Raw genomic sequence first — 25,543 nt, forward strand, 5'->3', positions numbered from 1 at the left:
GTCTAATCCTCTAACTTTCGATTTGTCATCTTCTCTTAAGGATCTACTTCAAGTACCACATTTCTCCATTTGGCATCTGCATTACATCCCCGGGAAATATCTCAATTACATTTCCATTAAGATCCCGAACTATAGTCTCCTCCCAGTACTTGTAATCCACGTCTTCCCCTTCTTCAAACCATCTGTTAAAGAACAGTTTCTCTCCATCCCGTAAAAAGAAGGAATCATGATCCTCCATTGAAAGGCTGACCTTCTCCGGCCAAACAATATCCAATTCATTACCGCTCTGTCTCGAAAGCGTAAGTGGACTGATACGCAGCTGCAGATTATAACAATCCTTCACTGATGAAAGCGGAAGCTCCGTATGAATGCTTACCTGATGATCACTGCTGTCGAATCTGACAATCCTGATCACTCCATTTGGAAAATCCACATCAAGCATATATATTCCGCCGTCAAAGAATATCGGTTTTTCGCTATAATGCCCCTCTGTCTTCGGAACTGGAAAGAAAACCTCTCCGTTCGGAAAATGGACAAGACAAAGCTTTCTTCCTTTTACCACATGTCCATCCTTAAACAGTTCTTCGGCCTCGTAAAGATCACCGTGTTCATAATCCATACCGTAATACCACTCACTTGTGGCTCCGGGAACAGGCTCTATATATTTAATTCCGTCGGTTTCTATTGTCTTTGTCTTCATAATTAAACCCTGTCGCTCGCATCTTCCCAACAATGCATCCACCAATACAGCCATATGTCCATCAGCTCCAGAATCTGCGATCCAGCTACCTTCACTAAAATGATCTCTCCTGAAATGCCATACAATAACCGCAAGGATCTGTTTCTCAGTGAGTGTATCCAACCACTCCTTCGTAGGCTGAGCCAAATCCTGATTTATATCTTGGAATACGTATCTTGTCTTCTTCCAAGTGGCTTTGAAATCAGTAGCAATTATATCCAATTCTCATTAGCATAATTTCGTTACTTAGTATATCATGTTTGAAACTCTTGAAAAAACAGAAAAACCGTCCCGATAGTTCGAGACGGCAAAATACTGTCAATATTAAATTGTGATGTCTTCATGTGCACCGCTTATCACCGTGATGGTGAGCTTATCGGGAAAGATCTTGATCTCCTTGATAAAGTTTCGGACCAGTTTTTCATCATAAGCGAGCACCTTATCCTTTAACTTCTCGATGGATTCGCGGAGGTTATTGATTCGTTCTTTGTTCCGTTTCTCTGCTGTCTGCACAGCTTCGATCTCTGTCTTTCTGCATCTTAGCTCCTGCACCCTTTCAGCAAGCTCTGTGACATCCCAATGAGCTTTCACTCCGGCAAGAATATCCTTCTGCAGGTCAGCGATCTCTTGGTTGATATCCTCTAATTCAGTAGCCGGATTTTCTCCGATCAGATTCATCACTTCATTGCTGATAGCCTCGTACTTCAAAGAGGATTAACACGATGGGAGGCGGTGCAGATGATGATTCTGCATCGTCTTTTTTCTATTCCTGCTCAAATAGCCTTCCCACAGTCACGCCAGACCAACTTTCACATTTTTTCTATAAAAAGCGCGGCACCCGCCTCTCTTCTCAGAAAGACGGATGTCGCAGAAATGGCTTAAACACGGGCTTTTTCGGCCCTCTTTTAATTTGTTCTTTTTAGCACGGTCACGCATTCAATATGCGGCGTCTGCGGGAACATGTCAACCGGGGAAACCAGGCTGTTCGTATAGCCCTGGTCCATAAAAAGCTGGATGTCCCGGACCAAGGTTGCCGGGTTGCAGGAAATGTAGACCACCTTTTCTGGGCCAGTCTTAACGGCGGCGTCAATAAATTCTGGCGTCAGGCCCTTACGCGGTGGGTCCACAAAGATCACGTCGGTCTTCAGGCCCTCGTCAGCCCACTTGGGCATCAGTTCTTCAGCCTTGCCGGCATAGTACTTAGCATTGTGGATCTGGTTCAGGCGGGCGTTGTTTTTAGCGTCCTTGACCGCGGCCTTGACCACTTCTACGCCGCGGACTTCTCTAACGTACTTGGCAGCTGACAAACCAATGGTCCCGATCCCGGAATAAGCATCCACGATCATGTCGCTTGGCTTGAGGTCAGCTTGGTCAATGGCCAATTTATAGAGGCGCGGGGTTTGAGATGAGTTGATTTGGAAAAAGGATTGCGGGGAAATTTCGAAAGTTAAATCGCCAATTTTATCGTCGATGTACTTCTTCCCCCACAGGTGGTAGTCGTGCTTGCCCAAAATGACGTTGGTCTTTTGCGGGTTGTGATTGAGGAAGATGGACTTGACGCCATCAATCTCACTAATGGCGTCAGTTACCTCTTTCAGCCCCTTGAAGTCCTTGTGCAGGCAAATGAGGACCACCATCAAGTCACCCGTGGCAACGCCCCGGCGCACTTCTAGGTAGCGGACTTCGCCGGCGTGCTTTTCTTCATCGTAAGCCGGCACGTGGTATTCGCGCAAGATGTCGCGAACCGCCACTAATACCCGGTCGATTTCGGGGTCATTGGTGAAAAAGTCTTCCAGCGGCACCAGGTCGTGAGAGTGCCGTCTGAAAAAGCCGATCTCCAGCTGCCCCTTAACCGTTCTAACCGGCACTTGGGCCTTGTTCCGGTAGCCGGTCTTCAGCGGACTTTCCAAAGTATCTGCCACTTCAATGTCGTCCAGGTGAGCTTTTTTCAAAAGTTCCACTACCTGCCGCTTCTTAAATGCCAGCTGCTTGTCGTAAGTGAGGTGGGCCAGACTGGCAAGTCCGCCTTGGACTGACTGGCGCAGAGGCACCTTGACCCGGTCTGGGCTTTCTTTAACGATCTCTTCGATCTTGGCAAAGGCAAAATTTTTCTTAGCCTTCAAGATCTTGGCCTTGACGATTTCGCCTGGCAGGGCGTTGGTCACAAAGACGGTTTCACCGTCCACGTGCCCCACCCCCATGGCTTCATAGGACAAGTCCGTAATTTCAACTTCAACGATTTGATTCTTTTGCATGTTCTTTTATTTACTCTTTCTAGTGTCTCTTCTGCGTTCTGGAAACATAAAGTTAATGATCGGAAAAGCCAGGTATAAGACCATCCCCACCCGGGGACTGAAGAAGGAAATCCCGATAAAGACCAGGTTCAAGGCAAACAGCCAGATTAGCCGCGTCCAAGCGTATCGGCCAATCAAAATCCGGTAAATCTGCAGGTGCCGAATGGCCCGTCTAATGCCGGACAGCTCAGTCAAGAGCTCGAAGGATTGGACTAAAAAGTAGACAATCCCAAAGTTAACTACCGACATCACTGACAAGTCAGCCATCAGCCACTTAGTCATCACTGGCATCAAGGACAGGCTGGCTAAAAAGCAGAAATCGGCAATCATGGTTAGCTTACTAGCCTTACTGATAAAAAAGCTGAAGGTCTTATGGATTTGAAACCAAAAGTTGGCCACCACAAAAAAGGACAGCAGGTAAATGAAAATCTGCTTGGCAAAATCGGGATAGTCCGCGCTTTTCACTGGGGCTGCGATCTCCAGCACGATGATGGTAATAATAATGGCAATCACCCCATCGTTAAAGGTGTTCAGGTGCTCAGCCAACTTGCTGTCGCGCTCTTTTAAGGCTTTTTCCCGGTAGTCAACCATCTTTTGCCAGTCAGCCCGTTGCTCTGGCGTTAATTGATCTAGCATATCTTGCCGCTCTAAGGCCCTTTGACTAATTCTGTTCTTCATTCCCGTCTTTTCACTTTCTCTTTTTCCATAAAAATAGAGTTTGACCAAAGTCAAACTCTATTATAACAGGTCTAGCCGATGTAGAACTCGATCCGTTGCTTTAAGTTTTCAAAAGTTACTGGGAACATGCCGCCTTCTTCCCCGTCTAAGTTGACGGACAGCTTGTCGCCGCGGTTGTCCCCGATCAGTTCAGCCTTCAGGCTAGTGGTCTTGGCGTAGATGATGTTCGGGTCATCCACGTGCTTGCCGTTTAAGGCCAAGGCCATGAGGCGCAGAAGGTTGCCTGGGTCGCTTGGCTTAACCACGATCAACTGGAAGAGGCCGTCAGACAGCTCAGCATCCGGCATGATCTTTTCAAAGCCGCCGATGGAGTTGGTCATCCCCAACAAGAGCAAGGACAACTTGCCTTCGTAAACGCCACTGTCAAAAGTCAGCCGCATTTCGTTTTCCGTCAGGTGCGGCAGCATTTCCGCCCCCTTGATCAGGTAGGCCGCATAGCCAAGAGCCGACTTAACGTCAGAAGACACCCCATAGGTCAGTTCTGCCAGTGAACCGGCCGCAGCAATGTTGACAAAGTACTTGTGCTGGCCATCGCCAAAGTCGGCCCGGCCCACGTCCATCTTTTGCACCTTGTTCTTCAAGATTACCCGAGCAGCGGCCCCAATGTCATCGCGCGGAATCTTCAAAGCCCGGGCGAAGTCGTTGGTAGTGCCAGCCGGAATGATGGCCATTCTTGGTCTTTGCTCTTCTGGCAAAAAGGCAATCCCGCTGACTACTTCGTTGATGGTTCCGTCGCCGCCAGCTGCGACAACGAGGCTAAAGCCTTCCTTAGATACCCGGGTGGCTTCATTTTGGGCGCTCAAAGGCTCTGGCGTGGTTCTAAAGGCACTAGCTTCATAGCCGGCCTGCTCTAAGACATCTAAAATATCAGCAACATTCTTGGGCATTTGTTCATGTCCAGAGACTGGGTTGTAAATTAAACGCGCGCGCTTTGTCATTTCGCTACACCTTTTTCTTTTTAAAATTTTCGGCTTAACGGGCGTTCAAGTCAGCCAGCAAGAGCTTGTTGATCACCTTTGGGTTGGCCTTGCCGCGGGTTTGCTTCATGATTTGGCCAACCAAGAAGCCGATTGCCCGGTCCTTACCGTTCTTAAAGTCTTCAACTGATTGAGGGTTGTTGTCAACAACTTCCTTAACCATTGGAGTCAGAACGCTTTCGTCTGACAGCTGAGCCATGCCGTTTTCTTCAACGTACTTCTTAGGGTCAGTGCCGTTGGCAACAGTTTCAGCGAAGACCTTCTTAGCGATCTTGGATGAAATGGTGCCGTCTGAGATCAGCTTGATCATGGCTGCCAGGTTTTCTGGAGTCAGGGCAATGTCTTTCAGTTCAGCATGGTTTTCGTTCAAGTAGCCGTTAACTTGGGTGTTCATCCAGTTAGCTGCTTGCTTTGGATCAGCACCAGCAGCAACAGCCTTGTCGAAGAAGTCTGAGCTTTCCTTGCTTTGGAGCAGGACGTTAGCGTCGTATGGCTTCAAGCCATATTCGTTCACGTAGATGTCCCGGCGTTCGTCAGCCGTCTTTGGCAAGTTGGCTGCGATTTCGTCAACCCATTCCTTCTTGATGTGGTATGGAGCCAGGTCTGGTTCTGGGAAGTAGCGGTAGTCAGCGTCGCCTTCCTTGACACGTTCCAAGACAGTCTTGCCAGTGTTGGTGTCAAAACGGCGGGTTGAGATTTGTACCCGTCCACCAGACAAGAGGATTTGTTCTTGGCGCTTTTGTTCATAAGCCAGAGACAGGCGAACGTGTTCAAAGGAGTTCAGGTTCTTCATTTCGACCTTGGTACCGAATTCCTTTTGCCCGGCTGGACGGATGGAAATGTTGGTGTCAATTCTCATTGACCCTTCTTCCATCTTAACGTCAGAAGCCCCAGTAAATTGCACGATTTCCCGCAATTTTTCCAGGTAGGCAACAGCTTCGTCTGGGTCAGTCATTTCTGGTTCAGAAACAACTTCCAAAAGTGGAACCCCTTGACGGTTGTAGTCGACGTAGGAGAAGCCGTTAGTCCCGTGAGTGTTCTTACCGGCGTCTTCTTCGATGTGCATTTCGTGGATGTGGATCTTCTTCTTTTGCCCGTGAACTTCAACTTCCACATAGCCGTTTTCAGCCAATGGCTTGAAGAATTGGGTGATTTGGTAAGCCTTTGGATTGTCTGGGTAGAAGTAGTTCTTCCGGTCAAAGTGGGTTACCGGGTTAACGTGGGAGTGGGTAGCCAGGGCCACCATCAAACCAAGACGGTAAACTTCCTTGTTGACCATTGGCAGGGTACCTGGGTAACCCCAGTCAATAACGTTGGTTTCCGTGTTTGGCTTTGCCCCGTAAGTTACTGGTGAAGGTGAAAAGATCTTACTCTTGGTCTTCAACTCAAAGTGGACTTCTAGACCGATCGTTGACTTAAAATTCATTTAGCTTAATCCTCCAATCCAGCTGGTTTTTGTTCATAGAACTTGTTGCTGCGTTCGATAAAGTCGGCTACTTGGAAGACGTGGCCTTCATCGAAGCGATTACCCATAATTTGGAAGCCGACTGGCATGCCAGTGGTTTCGCTCAAACCTGCTGGAACGCTGGCTGCTGGAATCCCAGCCATGTTGGCAGAAATGGTCAAAATGTCGTTGTTGTACATCTTGATTGGGTCAGAAATTTCTGAGTTCAGGTCAAAAGCAGTTTCGGTTGAAACTGGCCCAACGATTACGTCGTTGTCTTCAAAGACCTTGGCAAAGTCTTGGCAGATCAAGGTTCTAACCTTAGCAGCTTGCAAGAAGAACTTGTCGTAAGCACCAGCTGACAAGGCAAAGGAACCCAGCATGATTCTACGCTTAACTTCGTCGCCAAAGCCTTCTGACCGGCTCTTTACGAAGACTTCTTCCAAGTTCTTGGCATCTTCAGCGCGGAAACCGTAACGGATACCGTCGTAACGTTCCAAGTTGGCAGAAGCTTCACTAGAAGCGATGATGTAGTAAGTTGGCACCACGTACTTGGTGTGTGGCAAAGAGACTTCGTTGATAATCGCACCGTTTTCCTTCAAGAGGTCGATTTTGGCTTGAACAGCCTTCTTAACGCCTGCTTCAACGGCATCGCTCATGTATTCCTTAGGAACGGCTACGCGCAAGCCCTTTACGTCCTTGCCCAAGAAGGCAGTGTAGTCAGGAACTTCCTTTTCAGAAACAGTTGCATCGCGGTCGTCAGCACCGGCAATCACGTTCAAGACTTCGGCTGAGTCCTTAACGCGCTTGGACATTACGCCGATTTGGTCCAAAGACGAAGCAAAGGCGATCAGGCCCCAACGTGATACCCGGCCGTAAGTTGGCTTGATCCCGAAGATCCCGTTAAATGAAGCTGGTTGACGGATGGAGCCACCAGTGTCTGAACCTAAAGCAGCCACCACTTCACCACTGGCAACAGCAGCTGCTGAACCACCGGAAGAACCGCCAGGAACCTTGTTCAAGTTCCAAGGGTTCTTGGTGTCACCGAAGTATGAGGTTTCAGTTGAGGAACCCATGGCGAATTCGTCCATGTTGGTCTTGCCGATGATGGTTGCTTGAGCAGCCTTCAATTTAGCGACAACCGTTGATTCGTAAACTGGTTCAAAGTTGTAAAGAATGTGGCTGGCAGCCGTGGTCTTCAAGCCTTCAGTGATGATGTTGTCCTTGATGGCGATTGGCACGCCGGCCAACTTGTTGTCAAAGTTCAGGTCTTCTGCCACCTTGGCATCTTCATCAACGGTAATAAAGGCGTTGATCTTTTCGTCAGTCTTCTTGATGTTTTCAGCAGTATCCTTGGCAAGCTGCTTGGCGTCCAGTTCGCCCTTCTTCAGCTTGTCGTTTAATGAATCAATCGTTTCGTTTAAGTAGTTCATTATTGGTCGTCATCCTTATCGATAATTACAGGTACCTTAACAAAGCCGTTGCTCTTGTCTGGTACATTCTTCATCATTTCGTCGCGAGTTTGCCACTTTTCAGGAACATCGTCTCTGAAGACAGTGTCGCGGTCAACTACTTGAACGGTTTCTTCAACGCCGTCAGTATTAACGGCTTGCAATTCTTCTGCCATTTCCAAGATCTTGCCCATTTGTGGGGTGAACTTGGTCAATTCTTCGTCGCTAAATTCAAGCTTTGCCAATTTCGCAACGTGCTTGATGGTATCGTTTGTTACCTTTTCCACTTAATTACCTCCTAATTGCCGCCATAGATGTGAATGTTGTAAGACCCGGTTGCCGTACTCTTAGAAATTACCGCCTGCGGGTCGTTGACCGAGGAAATCGTAATTTCGACAGGCGAGCTGGTGCCTAGGTACTTCTTAGCCCGATTCTTGACCGTTTGGGCAAAGCTTTGCACTTCCAGGTAGTTGTAGAACTGGGTCGTGATCGCAATGCTTTCGTAAGCCAACTTGCCGTCGTAGTAGCGCAAGGTTGCCGTTACGCCGGAAACGTTCGGGAAGTAGTTTTCAATGTCGTCCTTGAAGCTGGTGAACTTGGATTGGTCACTGGCACTGACCGGAGTAGCATTGTCAACCGTTGGCAAGACCTGGGTCTTTTCATTCACAGAATTCCATTTAGTTATTTTACTACTATTTGCGGCCGCTGTCCCATATGAGAAGTAAGTTCCCCCAACAATTGAGTCTGAATCGGTCTTAGAGAAAAGGCCAACCATGATCTGGACGTTCTTGTACTTCTTCTTGGCCTTCAAGCGGCTGATGATGGTGTTAGCCGTCTTTTGCCCAAAAGAGCGCCGGGTGGCCAGGGGAATCTTGGTGCTGTATTCCGTACCGCCGCTAGTCTTGGTGTAGTAGTCAACCGAGTTCAGACCAAGAGAGAGGCTGATGCCGGCCAGCTTGTAGCTGGATCCGCTCTTGACGTAAAAGTCTTCTTCCATGATCTGCTGCAAGATGATCGGGTTCCGAGTGGTTGCGCCGGTCTTGCCGTTATTCTTTAAGTTCAGGCCTTCCTTGTTGGACTTAGAGTAGCGGCCCAGCCAGTTGGTGACGGTCGTTTCATCCAATTGCTGCCCTTCTTGGATAACGTAGGACTTGGTTGAGTAGACCTTCTTGGACAGGCGGATCAACCCCCGCTCCATGGCCGACTCGTCCACGCTGTTGTCGTAGTTGGTGGCTTCTAGACCAGAAATTTCGCTTGTTTGGTAGACGCCTTTTTTCAAAAGGACTGAGTAGTCGCCATCAGAAGTTGAAGTCGTTTGGTACTTCTTGGTGCTAGTCGAAGTCGTCGTTGAATTGCTGGCTAAGTCAGAATTCTTCAAATTGCCGCAGGCCGCCAAAAAGACGCTGCAGCTCAATAATGCCATTGCCTGGAAAAATTTCTTCACTTTAATCAATCCTGCATCTTTCATTCTATTCGATCTTCGAGATTGCCTCTTGCTCGGTCAAGCGCGGAATCTCCAGCTTCTCAGCCTTGGCCAGTTTGGAGCCGGCGTCAGCGCCGTAAATCAGGTAGTCCGTCTTCTTAGAAACAGAGCCCGTCACTTTGGCCCCCAAGACTTCCAGTTTTTCGGTAAATTCCTTGCGGGAGTAGTGTTCTAATTTGCCAGTCAAGACCACGGTCTTGCCCTTGAAGAAGTTGTCTTCAGCTTCTTCGGGGCTGGCGCCGAGATAATCCATGTTCACGCCTGCCTGCTTTAGCTCGTCCAAAAGCTTTTGCACTTCGGCTTGCTTAAAGTAGGCGGTCAAAGATTCAGCAATCGTCATACCTATTGTATCGATTACAGTCAGATCTTGCACGCTTGCCTGGGCGATTTTAGACATATTTTTAAATTTTTCCGAAATTAGCTTGGCAGCCTTGGCCCCGACATTGTCGATTCCTAGACCAAAAAGAAGCAGCTCAAGTGAATTGCCCTTGCTTTGGTCGATGGCTGAAAGCAAGTTGTTGATCGACTTTTCCTTGAAGTGAGGCAAAGTGGCCAGGTCATCAGCCGTCAGGTAGTAAAGGTCAGCCACGTTGTGGACCAGGCCCTGGTCAATCAGCTGGCGGACGATCTTGGGGCCAAGGCCCGCGATATTCATCGCCTGGCGGGAGGCAAAGTGGGTAATGCCTTCTTCGACTTGGGCTGGACAAGACGGGTTGATGCAGCGCAGAGCTACTTCGCCGTCTAAGTGAACTAATTCTTCGCCGCAGGAAGGGCACTTGCTTGGGACCTCATACGGAGTTGAAGCTACTGGCCGCTTTTTCAGGACGACTTCGGAAATTTCCGGAATGATGTCGCCGGCCTTGTGCAGCTTGACCGTGTCGCCGATTCTGACGTCTAATTTAGCCAGCAGGTCAGGATTATGCAGTGAAGCTCTGGCCACGGTGGTGCCGGCCAGTTCCACCGGATCCATGACCGCCGTTGGCGTCACCACGCCGGTTCTCCCGACCGTCCACTCAATGTCGCGGACGAGGGTTTCGGCTTCTTCTGGCGGAAACTTGTAGGCAATTTCCCAGCGGGGCACCTTGACGGTGGCACCAAGCTCCTCTTGCAGGGCCAGGTCATCAACCTTTAAGACGATCCCGTCAATGCCGTAAGGAAGCTGGTCTCTTTTTTCCGTAAATTCGTCGATGTAGGCAAAAACGGCCTCTAAGTCTTCCAGTCTTCTGCCATTTTCATTGGTGTGAAAGCCCAGCTTGGCCATTTCGCCGATTGCCTGGTGCTGGCCCGTCACTGCTTGAGGCGGGTTGATCCAGGTGTAGATGAAGGTGCTGAGCTGCCGCTTCTTAGTCACCTTGGGGTCCAGCTGCCTTAAAGAACCAGCTGCTGCGTTGCGAGGATTGGCAAAAGTGGCCTCGCCCTGCTCATCCCGCTCAGCGTTTAACTTGGCAAAGGCCTCCTTGCCCATGTAGCATTCGCCCCGAACTTCGGTGGTCAAGTTTTCCGGCAAAGTCTGCGGCACGTCCTGGATGTAGCGGACGTTCGCGGTCACGTCTTCGCCAACTTGCCCGTTGCCCCGGGTGGAAGCCCGGAACAGCTTGCCGTCTTGGTATTCTAGTGACAGCGACAGGCCGTCGATCTTTAATTCCACGTTATAAGCGACCGGGTGGCCCACCAGCTTTTGGATCCGCTGGTCAAATTCTTTTAATTCGTCTTTTGAAAAAACATCCCCCATGGACAGCATCGGTACCGGGTGCTCCACCTTGGGCAGGTCGCTGTTGACGTCGCCGCCGACTTGCTGGGTGATGGAATCAGGCGTCACCAGGCTTGGGTATGCTTTTTCCAGTTCTAAGAGCCGGTTATACTTTTGGTCATAGACATTATCTTCAACGACCGGACTGTCTTTCGTGTAGTAGGCTTCTGCCCACTCTTTCAGCTGCTTGTTGAGGGCAGCTGCTTCTTTTTTTGCGTCTGCTAAAGCCATTTTTTCTACCTGTTAAATCTTCTTAATTGGGGCAAAGGCTGCTAAAAGCCGCTTCTTGCCCTTGGAGGCAAAGGCGATATCTAATTCAACGTCATCGCCTGAACCATTAACCTTGATGACCACGCCCTTGCCCCAGGCCTTGTGCTCAACCTGGTCGCCTGGGTGCCAGCCTTCTTTTTCAGCGCCGACCGCGCCTTTAGCCTTTTGAGCTTTCGGCATGGAAATAGGCTTACTTTTAGCAAAAGGCAGCTTGATGTCAAGCGGGGAAGGCTTTGGACCAGAGTAAATTACGTCTAAGTCATCGTCCTTGATTTCATCGATGAAGCGGGACTTCTGGTTGTGCTGGAAGGAGCCGTACATCATCCGGGAGTAGGCGCTGGTCAAATACAGCTCTTCCCGGGCCCGGGTGATGCCGACATAGGCCAAGCGCCGCTCTTCTTCCAGCTGGTTCGGGTCTTCGTCCTTGATGGCCCGGCCTAGAGGGAAGAGGTTGTCTTCCATCCCGATCAAGAAGACCACTGGGAATTCCAGCCCCTTGGCCGCGTGCAGGGTCATCAAAGTCACCTTGTCGTCTGTTTCCAAGTCGTCTTGGTCGCTTAAGAGGGATACTTCTGCCAAAAAGTCGCTCAGGCGGCTGCTGTCTTCGCTTTCTTCGTAGTTATCGTCAAACCGCTTGGTTACTGACAGAAATTCCTGCAAGTTTTCTAGACGGGTGGCCGCTTCTAGAGACCCTTGCGCTTCTTCGTCTTTCAAGGCCTTGTTGTAGCCAAAAACTTCCAGGACTCTTTCGGTCAAGTCCGTTACGGTGTTGGTCTGGGCAAAAGAGATCACGCTAGCTAATTGGTCGCTGAAGGCCAAAATCTTGCGAGCGGCAGCGCTAGAGACGTCAGAGAGCTCGACATTGCGGGCGGCTTCGTAGATCCCGCCGCCCATCTGGTCGGCAAAAGCAGTCAGGCGCGCTACGCTGGCAGTCCCGATCCCTCTTTTAGGCACATTGATGATCCGGTTGAAGCTCATCGAATCGCTGGGGTTGGCAATCAGCTTCAGGTAGGCCATAATGTCCTTGATTTCCTTGCGGTCATAGAACTTGTGACCGCCGACGATTTGGTATGGGACATTGGCCTCAACCAGGGTTTCTTCCATAGTCCGGGACTGGGCGTTGGTCCGGTAAAGAATCGCAAAGTCTTGGTATTTGCGCTTTTTCGCCTTAACTTCTTCTCTGATCTTGGACAAAACAAAGCGGGTTTCGTCCCGGTCGCTTTGGGCCTGGTAGTAGTGAACCTTGTCGCCGTCGCCCTTGTCAGTCCACAGGCGCTTGGCCTTGCGGTTTTCGTTATGGTCGATCACGGCGTTAGCGGCCTTCAAGATGTGTCCAGTTGACCGGTAGTTTTGTTCCAGCTTGACGGTCTTAGCGCTCTTGTAGTCCTTTTCAAAGTTGAGGATGTTTTCCATGTTGGCCCCGCGCCAGCCGTAGATGGACTGGTCGGCATCCCCAACCACGCAGATGTTTTGGTATTTCTTGGCCAAAAGGCGGCAGAGTTCATACTGGGCCTCGTTGGTGTCCTGGTATTCGTCAACTAAGATGTAGCGGAACTTGTTTTGGTAGTATTCCAAGGTGTCTGGGCTTTCCTTAAACAGGACCAGGGTCTGCATGATCAAGTCGTCAAAGTCGAGGATCATGTCCCGCTCCAGGCTTCCTTGGTACTTGCGGTAAACATCGCTGACCACTTTTTCAAAAGGACTAGCGGCTTGGGCCTTATATTGGCTTGGGGTCAAGAGGTTGTTTTTCGCATTGGAAATCTGGCCTAAGATGCTGCGGGGTTGGTAGAGCTTGGGATCCAGGTCCAGTTCCTTCAAAATGCGCTTGATCAGGGTCACCTGCTCTGACGGGTCAGCAATGGAAAAGTCCCGGTCGTAGCCAATCTGCTGGCCATCCCGGCGCAAGATGCGGACGCAGAGGGAGTGGAAGGTGGACATCCAGATGTCCCGGGCTTCGTCGCCTAAGAGCTTTTCTTCTCTTTCCTTCATTTCCTTGGCAGCCTTGTTGGTGAAAGTAATGGCCAGGATCTGCCAGGGAGCGACCCGCTTTTCTTCAACCAGGTAGGCGATTCTTCTGGTCAAAACGGAGGTCTTCCCAGAGCCGGCCCCAGCGATGACCAAGAGCGGTCCCTCGGTCGTCTCTACTGCATCTACTTGCTGCGGGTTTAATCCTTGTAAAATTGCTGTTTCTGTCATGCACGTACCCTTTCATTGGAAAAATCTTGCTTACCTATTATAGCAAAAAAAGCCGCCAAAAGATTGGCGGCTGTTTGCTTAATTATCGTATTGATTTAAGTTGAATTGCTCGATCAGGTTGGTCAGTTTGGTGGCGTAATCGGGATCGGTCGCGTAGCCATCGGTGACTAAGGCCTTGGCCTGCTCGGTATAGTTTTTGGCATTTAAGACGTCCTTATACTGGTTCTTGTTCCAGGTCGTCCCCTCTTGGAAGAGGCGGTTGTGGGCCCGGATCGATGCTTCATAAGAGTCGTAGATCTGGAAGCGCGCCTTGACCGTGACCCACTTGCCGTTGGTGTATTCCTTGGTTGTCATGACCGCTGAGGTGGTCTTGCTGGTCCCCTTGACGCCAAACAGGTTGTTGTACTTTTGGGCCAAATCGCTTTGGCCATAGTTGGACTCCAGGCAGGCCTGGGCGATGGTGATGCTTGGCAAAAGCTTAGTCCCCTTGTCCACTTTTTGAGCAACCGGCGCCACCTTTTTAATAAAGTCCTTCTTCTGCTTTAAGAGCTTGGCGGCAGCTTCTTTCTTGGCTAATTCCGCTTGGCGCACCTGCTCTTGCTCTAAAGCCTGGCGGCGGTAGTAGCGAAAGGCCACGAAGGCTCCCATCAGGAGCAAAACAATGGCAAAAACGCGGACGATGGTAATGGTCGTTTGCTGATTCTTACTGCGGTTTCTTCTTGGCATAAGACACCCTTTTTCCTAACTAACGACGCGCAAGCCGCTTGTTGACGGCGCTGGCAATAACTGGAGTTACTATACCGCTAAAAGCTGATTCAAGCAAGCAGTTAGCGCCTAAGGCTACGAATAACACGGCTAAAAGATTGCCGGAATTTTTCCCTAAAGCGACCAAGAGCTGGTGGGAATTATTGCCGTACCACAGGGCTGACAGCAAGATCACGAACAAGGTGTTGGTGACTGATGCCGTAATTCCGCTTAAACAATATGCCAAACTCTTTTTCTTTAAGGGCAATTTGCCAACTAGACCAGCTAAATACCCGCTCAAAATCCGCGGCACTAGGCAGATCAGGGGATTTTGAAAGAGCAAGATGGTGACCAGGCCATTTGGGGCCGTATAGGCCCGAAAGAGGCTGGTTAGGCCCCAGACCAGGCCGAAAGTGGCGCCGGCTTTTGGCCCCATCAGGCAGGCGTAGATGGCCACGGTCAAGGGGATGGTCGTCACGGCCGGCATCCCCGGAAAAATCGTGATGTAGCCAATATTGGGAATAAAGGCTTCTAAGAGCAAAATGGCGATAAAGACTGCGGTCATCGTCATCTTAAGCGTTTTTTGCCGGCTTTTGGCATCATACATTTTGGACTTTTTCCCCCTAAATTAGTTTGCTGTTTTCTATTATACTTGTTATTTTTCTTCGAGGACAACAAAAAAGGAGCCGTTATTCCTAACGACTCCCACACATGCGGACGAGAAGACTTGAACTTCCACGACCTAAAGCGGTCACAAGATCCTTAGTCTTGCGCGTCTGCCAATTCCGCCACGCCCGCAATACAAATAATAGTATAACAGGCAAAAAGCTTTTTGGCAAGGCTATTTTTTCAGTAAAGCAAATTTTCCGCGGCAGCGGGCACAGACATACCGCCTGGTGTTAAGCCGGCGGACTCGGTAAAGGTCCTGCCCGCACCCCTGGCAGCGGTAGTGGTACTTGTAGTGCTGCTTGCGCCTTTGGCCAATATCTGGCGCGTAGCGGCTGCCCCCTACTTTTTCCAGCAGGGTCTTAAAGTCCCGGTCCTTGTGCTGGTAGCCTAGGCCCAAGAGGTGGAGGTGGTAGTGGGTGAGTTCATGTTTAATGATGCCAGGAAGATATTCCCGATTTTTGGCTTCTAAAAAATGGGCATTGATCTCGATGTGGTGATCATCCAGGTGGTAGCGGCCGCCCGTCGTCTTCATCCGGCGGTTGATCTTGACGGTATGGATAAAGGGCCTGCCAAAATATTTGAGCGAGATGTCTTCAACTAGTTTTTGTAATTCTGCTTCAGTCATGAAGAATATTGTACTCTCTTTTTATTTTTTCCAGCAAAAAAGAGCCTTACGGCTCTTTAACTTGTTGTTTATAGAATATTTTTTACTAGTCGCTTAAATCTGCACCTCTAGAAGCAATGACCTTCTTGTACCAGTAGAAGGAATCCTTTGGGATCCGCTTCAGGGTCCCTTCGCCCTTGTCGTCGCGGTCAACGTAGACAAAGCCGTAGCGCTTGCGCATTTCCCCGGTCCCGGCAGAAACCAGGTCAATGCAGCCCCACATGGTGTAGCCCATCAGGTCAATGCCGTCGAGGCTAATGGCATCCCGCATAGAAGCAAGGTTTTGCTGCAGGTAGGAAATTCTTTCCTTGTCGTGGATGTGGCCATCTTCAGCGATTTGGTCCTTGACGCCGATCCCGTTTTCCACGATCCAAAGCGGCTTGTGGTATCTGTCCCACAAGATGTTCAAGGCGATCCGCAAAACGTCTGGGTCAATCGCCCAGCCCCAGTCGTTGGTCTTGAGATACGGGTTGGTGACCCCGCCCATCAAGTTGCCGCCGCTGACTTCTTGACCATCGTGGGTGGTGATGGTTGAAGAAGCGTAGCAAGAGAAACTCAAGAAGTCGGCTGGGTACTTGGCCAGCAGTTCATAGTCTTCTGGCTGATCGTCCAGCTTGATGCCCTTTTCTTCATATTCCTTCAAGATCCAGTCTGGGTAGCGGCCACCGGTTTGGACGTCGCTGTAAAAGAGGGTCCAGTCGTTGGCCTTTAAGGCTGCCAGCTGGTCCTTCGGATCTGCCGTTAAGGCATAGAATGGCTGGAAGGCCAGCATCTGCCCCACCTTGATTTCCGGGTCGATTTCATGAGCTGCCTTGACCGTCAAGGCACTAGCCAGGAATTGGTTATGGGCACCCTTAGCCTTAGATTCGTCGTCATCAGTCAAGAGACCAGCAGCGACGAAGGGCATCATGGACATGCAGTTGATTTCGTTGAAGGTCAGGTAGTACTTCACCTTGCCCTTGTAGCGCTTCATAACAGTCTTAGCGTACTTAACGAAGAAGTCGATCACCTTGCGGTTGGTCCAGCTATTGTACTTGATGGACAAGTTGAGCGGCGTTTCGTAGTGAGACAGGGTCACCAAAGGTTCAATCCCGTACTTGCGGCATTCGTCAAAGACCTTGTCGTAGAATTCCAGGCCTTGTTCATTTGGCTCAGCATCGTCGCCATTTGGAAAAATCCGCGCCCAGTTGATGGACAAGCGGAAGTACTTAAAGCCCATTTCTGCCATCAGCTTGATGTCTTCTTGGTAGTGGTGGTAAAAGTCGGTTGCCGTGTGGCTTGGGTAGTAGTAGCCGTCAACAACTGCTGGAATGGCATCTTTAGGGAAGTTGATGCTCTTGCCAAAAGCCATTTCGACATAACCAGTTTCGCCCGTGGCTGGCTTGATCCAGGTGATCTTGCGGGGGGTGGTGTGGCTGCCGTTGGTCATCACGTCTGACGTAGACAGGCCCTTGCCGTCTTCTAAATAAGCCCCTTCATATTGGTTGGCTGCGGTTGCCCCGCCCCAGAGGAAGTCTTTTGGAAATTCAGTCATTTTTTGCTCCTTACTTTTTAACAGCTAAAGGCCAAGGCATAATGCCTTAGCCTAAGTGAAATTTGAAGTTTTTGATTTTGAGATTTTAAGTATAAAGATAGAAAAATGTTTTCGAGAATGAGAGCTTTTTTAACTAGTCGCTTAAGTCAGTGCCGTCAGAAGCGATAACCTTCTTGTACCAGTAGAAGGAGTCCTTTGGCAGCCGCTTAAGGGTCCCTTCGCCCTTGTCGTCACGGTCAACGTAGATGAAGCCGTAACGCTTGGACATTTGGCCAGTCCCAGCCGATACGCAGTCGATGCAGCCCCAAGTGGTGTAGCCGCGCAGGTCAACGCCGTTTTCGATGGCCTTGCCCATGGCTTCGATATGCTGGCGGAGGTAGTCAATCCGGTAGGAGTCATGGACTGTACCATCTTCCAGCTTGTCGACAGCGCCCAAGCCGTTTTCCACAACCATCACTGGCAATTCATAGCGGTCGTAGATCGTTTCCAGGTAGTATTGCAAGCCAGTTGGGTCAGTTGCCCAGCCCCATTCTGAGTAGTTAAGATATGGGTTCTTAGCACCGGCCGCAAAGTTGCCGCCAACCTTGTCTTTGACCTCGTGGGTCGTTACCATGTTGGACATGTAGTAAGAGAAGGTGTACATGTCAACCGTACCTTCTTTGAGCTCCTGCAAGTCCTGGTCGGTAATGTCTAAGTGAACATTGTGTTCAGCCCACAAACGCTTGGCAAAAGTTGGGTACTTGCCCTTGCATTGAACGTCGCCGCAGTAGAAGATGTTTTGTTCCCAGCTATAGCGGTTCAAAAGCACGTCCTTAGGGTCAGGAGAACCTGGGTAGAAGACGATCCCGCAGATCATGTTGCCGACTACGTAGTTTGGATCGATTTCATGAGCAGCCTTAACCGCACGGGCAGAAGCCACGAATTCGTAGTGGAGCTTTTGGTAGTTGTGCTGGAAGTCTTCGTCCTTGCCATTGCCGCCAAAAGTGGACAGGCCCAGCAAGGCGGTGTTGATTTCGTTAAAGGTCAGCCAGTACTTAACCAAGCCCTTGTATTCCTTGAACAAGGTAGTTGCGTACTTCACGTAGGCATCGATCATGCCCCGGTCGCCCCAGTCATTGTACTTTTCGCTAAGAGTCAATGGGTCTTCATAGTGGGAAATCGTAACCAGTGGTTCAATGTCGTACTTCTTCAGTTCTTCAAAGACCCGGCGGTAGAAGTCTAAACCTTCTTGGTTTGGTTCGTCTTCTAAGCCAGTAGGGAAAATTCTGGTCCAAGCAATGGACAAACGGTAAACCTTAAAGCCCATTTCCGCAAAGAGCTTGATGTCTTCCTTGTAGTGGTGGTAAAAGTCGATCGCTACATGGTTTGGATAGTATTCATCATCAAAGATCGCACCCTTAGCGCCCTTTGGCAAGCCTTGGCCTGGCAGAGCCGGACTCTTTTGCTTCTTGCCATCCAAGGTGTAAGTCAAGTAACGCGGTGCTTCTAATGAACCAGCCGTTTGCACGTCAGTTACGGACAAACCCTTGCCGCCTTCATCATAGCCACCTTCAACTTGGTTAGCAGCGGTTGCCCCGCCCCACAAAAAGCCTTTTGGAAACTTTGTCATTTTACTAATGCTCTCCTTTTTTCTAAAAAACTTACTATTACTTTACCAGCTAAATCGCTTTCTATTTTTCGCTACTTCAATTCTAGCAGATTTTGGCCAACTTCGACCGGACCAAGATCAGCCTTTACGCTTTCGTAATCCTTAGAGTTGGTGATAACGACTGGCGACGTCAAATCGTAACCTTGCTTTTGAATGCCGTCAAGGTCGAACTTGATCAGTTCTTGACCAGGCTGAACGCTTTGGCCCTTTTCAACCAGGGTTTCAAAGCCCTTGCCCTGCAGGTTGACCGTGTCCATGCCCAGATGGATCAAAATTTCAGCACCATTATCGCTCTTTAAGCCGATCGCGTGGCCAGTTGGGAAAACCATCATGACCGTGCCGGCAACTGGTGAGTGGAGTACGCCTTCAGCAGGCTTAATAGCAGCCCCTTGGCCCATGGCCCCTGAAGCAAAAACATCGTCTTTAACTTCGCTTAAATCAACGGCTTCACCTTTAAGAGGTGATACCAAGATTTCTGCCTTAACGCCGGCAGCAGCGGATTCAGTAGTTGCGTTTGCGTTAGCGGCTTCAGCTGGAGCACCAGCAGTAGCCAAGGCTGCATCTTCTTCGCCGTACAGGCTAGGAATCTTGGTGAACATGGTCAAGGCAAAGCCCAGTACCAAAGCGATCACGCCGCAGATGATCAGGTGGATCAAGTCAGCGTATGAACCCGTCTTAGGGTTGATGAAGGATGGGAAGGCGAAAATCCCCATACCGCCGAAGACGTACATCTTAATATCAAAGATACCGCTGACTGCACCTTGGATGGCACCAGCAATACAAGTCATGATAAAAGGCTTTCTCATTGGCAAGGTAACACCATAGATAGCCGGTTCAGTAACGCCAAAGATTGAAGACAGCAGAGCTGGAGTAGCAATTTCCTTAACCTTCTTTTCCTTGGTCTTCAACATGATGGCTGCCAAGGCACCAGTTTGGGCAAAGCAGATCATGACGCTGGCGGTGATCATGACCCCTTGACCCTTTTGGGCAATTTCGATTATGGCTAGTGGCACTAAGCCCCAGTGCAGACCGAACATAACCAGGACTTGCCACAAGGCACCTAAGACAATCCCGTAAACAATTGGACTTACGCCGTAAATTGCAGTAAAGGTATCACCAACCCAATTTGAAGCGGTGTTAGCCACTGGCCCAATTACCATGAGTGAAACCGGGATTGAGATCAGCAAGGTGATTAATGGCACACCGAACATCTTAACGTCAGTTGGTATCCACTTCTTGGTCCACTTTTCAATTAATGAGGCAAACCACACAGCCACAATAATTGGCACCACCGTTGAGTAGTAGCCGCCATTTGGCAAGCTGAGCGGAAGCCCAAAGAGGTTAGTCGTTGACTTAACCGTGGTGGTTAAGGTCGGGTAAAGCATGGCCCCAGCAAGAGCAAAGGCAGTAAACTGGTCCATCTTGAACTTCTTAGCACTCGTATAAGCCAGGAAGAATGGCAGGAATTGGAACATCCCATCGCCCATGGCGTTGAAGAGAATGTACAGCCCTGACGTGGTTGGTACGCCGCTGGCGGCTAAGATGGCGGTAATCCCCTTCAAGATACCGGCTGCACTAAGGGCACCCAGCATTGGCTGGAAGACGCTGGAAATCAGGTCGATGAAGCGGTCAAAAAGGTTGCCCTTTGGCTTTTCTTCAGCATCGTCTTCAGCAACTTCGCCGACGCCCTTGATGTTGCTATTTTTCAAAACTGCGTCGTAAACGTCACCAACCGCGTTGCCGATTACCACTTGGTATTGGCCGCCGGCCTTAGCGACAGTGATCACGCCGTCGCGCTTTTTCAAATAATCCGTATCAGCATTGCTTTCGTCCTTCAAGACAAAACGCAGGCGGGTCACGCAGTGCTTCAAGGAAGAAACGTTGTCTTCCCCGCCCACGTGGGCCACAATATCTTTAGCTAATTCATCGTAATTCTTAGCCATGATTAAAACTCCTTAAATTTAAACTAAATGATTTGAAGATTTAGTTTTGTTCAAAAGAAAAACCCAGCAAGGGCTACAAACTAACAATAGCCATTGCCGGGTTCATGCCTGGTCGAACCAGTAACACACCACACAATACTAGAAAATTGATAAAAAAAGAGTCTACTAATGCTAAAGCAAAGATAGAGCTTTAACGATTTAGTAGACCCATGCCTAATTTAATAGTAACACGTCTTTTGATGCTTTTATTATGCCAGGATTTGGAAGCGGTGTCAATAGTGAATTGGAATTTTTTAAAAGTCTACTCCTCCTCGTCCCGGTGGGTGACCCGCCAAATGTGGAGGATCAGGTAGACCCGGTCGTCTGGCGTCAAGGTCCAGCCCGCCTTATTTTGCAGGTAAGTCTGGATCCGGTCCACGGTCTCTTTTTCTTCTGGGTACTTGGCCTCCATCAGGTTCAAGATGGCTGGATCCAGCTCAGCAGTGTCCTTGCTGCCGACGATTTTTCGCACCATTAGGGCCCGCATGTGTCCAACAAAGCGCTGGTAGTTGAAGCTGCCTTCGTCTAAGGTCACCCCATACTGGAACTGGATAATGTTAACAATGCCGGTGATGTACTGGGCCAGGCGGACCGTGTCCTGCAATTTGGTACCGTCGGATTCAGCGTTGATGAAGTGGTACATGAGGTAGATAGCCTCGCTCTTGGCCATCTCAATATGGGTAACTTCTTCAATAATTTCCACGGCTTCTTGGGCCATCCGATATTCCTTGGCAAAAAGCTTGGCCCCTTCCCAGGCTACCATCCCGTCGGGCGCGGCCCCGCCGTCCAGGGTTCTTTTGACCGCGAAGTCGATGTGATCTGCCAGTGCAAAGTACTGGTAGCCGGTAAAGCTGAGCTGGTATTCGTCCGCCATCTTTTTGACGATCTGGTCCGTTGCTTCAAAAGCCTTGGGCGTGATGCCGGCCACCACGTCGGGCTCGACTTCTTCGTCTTTTTCTGAGGCAAAGCGGCGCTCGATCTTGGCTTCAGGCACCTGCATCCCCGGCTTCAAGCCAAAGCCGACCCCCTTGCCGGTCACGATCCATTCCTGCCCTTGGTCGTCTTTGACCAAGGCCGCATTATTGTTGTAATTTTTGATAAATTCCATAACTCTAACTCTCACACATAAAAAAGTCTGCACTTTCCCCTTAAATGGAGAAGGTGCAGACTAATGCCCATCCGGTAACACGTCTAATAACATATGTTAGCGGTAACACGGGCCTTTTGTCAAGCTTTTGTCAATTAGTTTTGGTCCTTTTTTCTTTCAAAAAACTTGACGATTTCCACGATCAGGATCATCAAGATGCCCATGCCTAGGACCACCAGCCACTGGTCGAGGTTCAGCTCGGAGACAGCGAAGACCTTGGTCAAAAATGGCAGCTCTACGGCCGCCATGACGAGGGCGGAGACCAAGATGGCAATATTGAACCACTTGCTCTTCAAGGTGTTCACTTGGAAGATGGACTGCTTGATGTACTTGGAGTTAACTGCGTGGAAGAGCTGGATCAGGCCCAAAGTCAAGAAGGCCATAGTCAAGGCATCTTCGTGCGGGTTAGATCCGTGCGGCAGAGCGTGGAGGCCTAAACCGTAGGTGGTCAAGACCAAGACCCCTTCGAGGATCCCCTGGTAGATGATGGAGCTGGCTACGCCGCCTGAGAAGAAGTTGGAGTTCTTCCCGCGAGGCTTTTTCTTCATAATGCCTTGCTCAATTGGCTCAACACCCAAGGCAATGGCTGGCAGGGTGTCAGTGACCAGGTTGATCCAGAGCAGCTGGACTGGCTTTAAGACGTCCCAGCCAAGCAAGGTCATCATGAAGACCGTCAAGACTTCGCCGACGTTGCAGCTCATCAGGTACAGGATGGCCTTTTGAATATTGGCAAAAACCTTCCGCCCCTGCTTCACAGCTTCAACGATGGTCGCAAAGTTGTCGTCGGCCAAGACCATGTCGGCCGCACCTTTGGAGACTTCAGTCCCAGTGATCCCCATGCCGACCCCGATGTCGGCTTGCTTCAAACTTGGGGCGTCGTTAACGCCGTCACCAGTCATGGCCACGATCTTGCCATTAGCCTGCCAGGCTTTGACGATTCTTACCTTGTGCTCAGGAGAAACCCGGGCGTAAACGGAGTAGTCGCCCACGTGCTTGGTGAAGTAGTCGTCGCTCAATTTGTCCAGCTGAGCCCCGGTAATGACGGCTTCGTCTCGGCCTTTTTCAACCAAGCCCAGCCGTTCAGCGATGGCTTGGGCGGTGACTTGGTGGTCACCGGTAATCATGATCGTTCTGATGCCGGCAGCGTGGGCTTCTTTGATCGCATCCTTGGCTTCAGGCCGTTCAGGGTCGATCATGCCGACTAAGCCGGCGAAGATCAGGTCTTGTTCAACATTGTCGGTCGTTGGGTCAGCGTAAGGCTGGTCAACGTACTTGTAGGCCATGGCCAAGACCCGCAAGGCCTGTTTGGCCATCTGGTTGTTGGTATCTAAGATGGCCTGCTTTTGGACCGGGCTGATTTCGGACAAGTCGCCGTTGATATTGACGTACTTAACCCGGTCCAGCAGCATGTCAGGGGCACCTTTAACAGCCACCATAAAGCGGCCGTCGTACTTGTTGACGGTACTCATGAGCTTGCGTTCAGAGTCAAATGGCACTTCTTCTACTCTTGGGTGCTCGCTTAAAAAGTCCAGGACTTTCAAGTTCTTGTGGAAGCCATATTGGACCAGGGCCGTTTCGGTTGGGTCACCGAGAAGTTCACCCCCGTCTTGGATCTTGGTGTCGTTGGCCAGCAGCATGGTGATCATAGCTGGGTTGGCCAGGTCGATGTCGTCACTAGAATCGTGCAAAATGCCGTCGTAGTAGACTTTTTCCACAGTCATCCGGTTCTGGGTCAAGGTCCCAGTCTTGTCAGACGCGATAATGTCGGTTGCGCCGAGCGTTTCAACGGCTGGCAACTTGCGGACGATGGCCTTGTGGTCAGCCATGGCCTGAGTGCCCAGGGCCAAGATGATGGTGACGATGGCCGGCAAGCCTTCTGGGATAGCGGCGACAGCCAGAGAAACGGCCGTCAAGAACATGTCAATCAAGAGGGCGTTCAACGGTTCATGTTGCGGGTTGCGGATGACCCCGATGATGAAGACGATCACGCAGATGGCCAGGATCATGTAGGTCAGGGTCTTGCCTAATTGGTTGAGGTTTTGCTTGAGCGGAGTATCCGTTTCGTCAGCCTCGTTCAGCATCTTGGCAATGTTGCCGACCTCGGTCTCCATCCCGGTGGCAACGACGATCCCTTCGCCGCGGCCGTAGGTGACGTTGGTGCTGGAGTAGGCCATGTTGATCCGGTCGGCCAGGGCCACGTCGTCTTTTTGCAGGACTTCGTTGCTTTTTTCAACGGGCACGGACTCACCGGTCAAGGCTGCTTCTTCAATCTTGAGGCTTTCGGCCACGGTGAGGCGGAGGTCAGCCGGCACCACGTCGCCGGCTTCCAGCAAGACGATGTCGCCAGGGACCAGGTCGGTTGACGGCACCTCAACAACGGCGCCATCTCGCCGGACCTTGGCGCTCGGTGTTGACATGTCCTTCAAGGCCTCAATCGCCGCTTCAGACCGGGCTTCTTGGATGACGCCGAGAATGGCGTTCAGCAAAACGACGATTAAGATGATGCCGGCGTCGGTCCATTCCTGGGCCACCACGCCGGACAAAACGGCGGCGACCAGCAAGACGATGATCATCAAATCTTTGAACTGGTCCATGAAGCGGGCAAACATTGACCGCTTCTTTTTGCCTGCAAGGGCATTAGCCCCGTATTTGGCTAAGCGCTCTTTAGCGCTGCTGTCAGATAGCCCCTTGTTGGCGTCGGTGTCGAACTCGGCCAGCAAGCTGGGGATATCCTGCTTGTAGTAGGTCTTAGCCATTTTTTCTACCTCCTTATGAAAAAAAGAGACTCACGTGCCCCGGCTTAGCCGCTGGCACATAAGTCTCACTAATTAAGACAAGCCCAGAAGGCGCAGTGCCTTCGGCTGTTGGTCTTGTCGCAAGTCTGGTTAGGCTTGCCGTTACTCCCTTATGATTGAATAATCGTTTTCATCCTTAATATACCAAAAATGGGGTGGTTTAACAAGGACGATTTTTTGGGGGACGGGGTGAGACACGGGAGCTTGGTTGAGGTGGCGATCATTTTGAGCAGAGCATCGCTTCGGTTGAGATCATTTTGAGCCTTTTTTAAAAAATAATTTTTCAACTTCCCAAAAATTACTCAACCGTAATTCTTGCTGCACACGAATTTACTCAACTGCGGAAAATGCTGCTCACAAACTTACTCAACCAAACCCAGACCATGCACAAAAACTATGTCAACTAGCAAATTGACTGCACACAAGTTTACTCAAGTAAAGAAAAAGCTGCTCACGAACTTACTCAACTAAGGTCGATCGGCTGGCAGTTGAGTAAGTTTTGGGCCACAGTTTTGCTTACTTGAGTATGATTGTGTGCACGCTTTTTTAAAAAAGGACCATAGTTGAGTAAATTTTGGGCAGCAACGCCTATTACTTGAGTCAGTTTGTGTGCATCCCTCCCCCAGTTTGACTCAACCGGGTCTGATTTGCCCTTTTTTCGCCCCCAAGTTGACTCAACCGGGCCGCTTTTGCAGCTTTTTTTGCCCCCAAGTTGACTCAACCGAATCCGATTTGCTGCTTTTTTGCCCCCATTTTGACTCAACCGAACCTGGTTTGCCGCTTTTTTGCCCCCATTTTGACTCAACCGGATCCGATTTGCTGCTTTTTGGCCCCCATTTTGACTCAACCGGACTGTTTTTGCCGCTTTTTTGCCCCCAAGTTGACTCAACCGAACCCAGTTTGCCGCTTTTTTGCCCCCAAGTTGACTCAACCGGACCGCTTTTTCCCTTTTTTTGCCCCCGAGTTGACTCAACCGGATCCGGTTTACCGCTTTTTTGCCCCCATTTTGACTCAACCG

21 protein-coding genes and 1 tRNA gene are annotated in these 25,543 nt (G+C 50.1%); 2 read left to right on the forward strand and 20 right to left on the reverse strand.

Features of this window, described 5'->3' with window-relative positions:
- Positions 1 to 43 precede the first annotated feature (43 nt).
- Both FC20_RS03215 and FC20_RS03220 read right to left on the reverse strand, forming a co-directional pair.
- Positions 44 to 961 carry a hypothetical protein gene (locus tag FC20_RS03215; protein ID WP_008460301.1) on the reverse strand — a complete coding sequence of 306 codons (918 nt, stop codon included), beginning with the start codon at positions 959 to 961 and terminating at the stop codon, positions 44 to 46.
- Between the two features lie 102 nt (positions 962 to 1,063).
- Entirely contained in the window at positions 1,064 to 1,447 is a 384-nt protein-coding gene (locus tag FC20_RS03220) for a hypothetical protein (RefSeq protein WP_008460302.1), read from the reverse strand.
- 30 nt (positions 1,448 to 1,477) lie between these two features.
- On the opposite strand from FC20_RS03220, the gene FC20_RS10290 reads away from it, so the two are divergent.
- Positions 1,478 to 1,621, forward strand: coding sequence for a hypothetical protein (locus tag FC20_RS10290; RefSeq protein WP_155859249.1), 144 nt, complete (start codon positions 1,478 to 1,480; stop codon positions 1,619 to 1,621).
- Positions 1,622 to 1,644: 23 nt separating this feature from the next.
- On the opposite strand, the gene rlmD is transcribed toward FC20_RS10290, so the two are convergent.
- The 18 genes from rlmD to FC20_RS03310 all read right to left on the reverse strand — a co-directional run bounded on the left by rlmD (position 1,645) and on the right by FC20_RS03310 (position 24,486).
- The gene (gene rlmD, locus FC20_RS03225; RefSeq protein ID WP_008460304.1) at positions 1,645 to 2,994 is read right to left on the reverse strand and encodes a 23S rRNA (uracil(1939)-C(5))-methyltransferase RlmD; all 1,350 of its coding nucleotides are present in this window, start codon (positions 2,992 to 2,994) and stop codon (positions 1,645 to 1,647) included.
- A 6-nt stretch (positions 2,995 to 3,000) separates the two neighbouring features.
- On the reverse strand, positions 3,001 to 3,711 hold the full coding sequence (locus tag FC20_RS03230; RefSeq protein WP_008460305.1) for a TMEM175 family protein: 711 nt from the start codon (positions 3,709 to 3,711) through the stop codon (positions 3,001 to 3,003).
- Between the two features lie 71 nt (positions 3,712 to 3,782).
- The gene (locus FC20_RS03235) at positions 3,783 to 4,709 is read right to left on the reverse strand and encodes a diacylglycerol kinase family lipid kinase (protein WP_008460306.1); all 927 of its coding nucleotides are present in this window, start codon (positions 4,707 to 4,709) and stop codon (positions 3,783 to 3,785) included.
- Between the two features lie 34 nt (positions 4,710 to 4,743).
- Complete coding sequence (gene gatB / locus FC20_RS03240) at positions 4,744 to 6,174, reverse strand: Asp-tRNA(Asn)/Glu-tRNA(Gln) amidotransferase subunit GatB (RefSeq protein ID WP_008460307.1); 1,431 nt, start codon at positions 6,172 to 6,174, stop codon at positions 4,744 to 4,746.
- A 5-nt stretch (positions 6,175 to 6,179) separates the two neighbouring features.
- The gene (gene gatA, locus FC20_RS03245) at positions 6,180 to 7,625 is read right to left on the reverse strand and encodes an Asp-tRNA(Asn)/Glu-tRNA(Gln) amidotransferase subunit GatA (RefSeq protein WP_008460308.1); all 1,446 of its coding nucleotides are present in this window, start codon (positions 7,623 to 7,625) and stop codon (positions 6,180 to 6,182) included.
- A complete protein-coding gene (gatC, locus tag FC20_RS03250) occupies positions 7,625 to 7,930 on the reverse strand; it encodes an Asp-tRNA(Asn)/Glu-tRNA(Gln) amidotransferase subunit GatC (protein ID WP_008460309.1) in 306 nt (101 codons plus the stop codon). Before gatC ends, gatA begins: the two co-directional genes overlap by 1 nt.
- An 11-nt stretch (positions 7,931 to 7,941) precedes the next feature.
- Entirely contained in the window at positions 7,942 to 9,087 is a 1,146-nt protein-coding gene (locus tag FC20_RS03255) for a CamS family sex pheromone protein (protein WP_081586488.1), read from the reverse strand.
- Positions 9,088 to 9,112: 25 nt separating this feature from the next.
- The gene (ligA, locus tag FC20_RS03260) at positions 9,113 to 11,107 is read right to left on the reverse strand and encodes an NAD-dependent DNA ligase LigA (protein ID WP_008460311.1); all 1,995 of its coding nucleotides are present in this window, start codon (positions 11,105 to 11,107) and stop codon (positions 9,113 to 9,115) included.
- A gap of 12 nt (positions 11,108 to 11,119) precedes the next feature.
- Complete coding sequence (pcrA, locus tag FC20_RS03265; RefSeq protein ID WP_008460312.1) at positions 11,120 to 13,342, reverse strand: DNA helicase PcrA; 2,223 nt, start codon at positions 13,340 to 13,342, stop codon at positions 11,120 to 11,122.
- A gap of 78 nt (positions 13,343 to 13,420) precedes the next feature.
- Positions 13,421 to 14,068 carry a glycoside hydrolase family 73 protein gene (locus tag FC20_RS03270; protein WP_008460313.1) on the reverse strand — a complete coding sequence of 216 codons (648 nt, stop codon included), beginning with the start codon at positions 14,066 to 14,068 and terminating at the stop codon, positions 13,421 to 13,423.
- Between the two features lie 19 nt (positions 14,069 to 14,087).
- A complete protein-coding gene (locus FC20_RS03275; RefSeq protein ID WP_008460314.1) occupies positions 14,088 to 14,693 on the reverse strand; it encodes an ECF transporter S component in 606 nt (201 codons plus the stop codon).
- A 105-nt stretch (positions 14,694 to 14,798) separates the two neighbouring features.
- Positions 14,799 to 14,884: transfer RNA gene (locus FC20_RS03280), tRNA-Leu, on the reverse strand.
- 43 nt (positions 14,885 to 14,927) lie between these two features.
- Positions 14,928 to 15,380, reverse strand: a complete 453-nt coding sequence (locus FC20_RS03285; RefSeq protein ID WP_008462195.1) for a SprT family protein — start codon at positions 15,378 to 15,380, stop codon at positions 14,928 to 14,930.
- An 85-nt stretch (positions 15,381 to 15,465) separates the two neighbouring features.
- Positions 15,466 to 16,953 (reverse strand): glycoside hydrolase family 1 protein, encoded by a 1,488-nt coding sequence (locus FC20_RS03290; RefSeq protein WP_008462197.1) that lies wholly within the window; start codon positions 16,951 to 16,953, stop codon positions 15,466 to 15,468.
- Positions 16,954 to 17,086: 133 nt separating this feature from the next.
- Positions 17,087 to 18,562, reverse strand: coding sequence for a glycoside hydrolase family 1 protein (locus FC20_RS03295; RefSeq protein WP_008462199.1), 1,476 nt, complete (start codon positions 18,560 to 18,562; stop codon positions 17,087 to 17,089).
- A gap of 71 nt (positions 18,563 to 18,633) precedes the next feature.
- Positions 18,634 to 20,544: a beta-glucoside-specific PTS transporter subunit IIABC gene (locus FC20_RS03300; RefSeq protein ID WP_008462200.1), complete on the reverse strand. Its 1,911-nt coding sequence runs from the start codon at positions 20,542 to 20,544 to the stop codon at positions 18,634 to 18,636.
- A gap of 301 nt (positions 20,545 to 20,845) precedes the next feature.
- A complete protein-coding gene (locus tag FC20_RS03305; protein WP_008462202.1) occupies positions 20,846 to 21,691 on the reverse strand; it encodes a PRD domain-containing protein in 846 nt (281 codons plus the stop codon).
- Between the two features lie 134 nt (positions 21,692 to 21,825).
- Positions 21,826 to 24,486 carry a calcium-translocating P-type ATPase, PMCA-type gene (locus FC20_RS03310; RefSeq protein ID WP_056945315.1) on the reverse strand — a complete coding sequence of 887 codons (2,661 nt, stop codon included), beginning with the start codon at positions 24,484 to 24,486 and terminating at the stop codon, positions 21,826 to 21,828.
- Positions 24,487 to 25,194: 708 nt separating this feature from the next.
- Here FC20_RS03310 and FC20_RS10295 point away from each other — a divergent pair.
- Positions 25,195 to 25,543, forward strand: a 349-nt coding sequence (locus tag FC20_RS10295; protein ID WP_156402947.1) for a hypothetical protein, incomplete at its 3' end; no start/stop codon positions are given.

It is taken from the genome of Lactobacillus equicursoris DSM 19284 = JCM 14600 = CIP 110162, assembly GCF_001434815.1.
Lineage (GTDB): Bacteria > Bacillota > Bacilli > Lactobacillales > Lactobacillaceae > Lactobacillus > Lactobacillus equicursoris.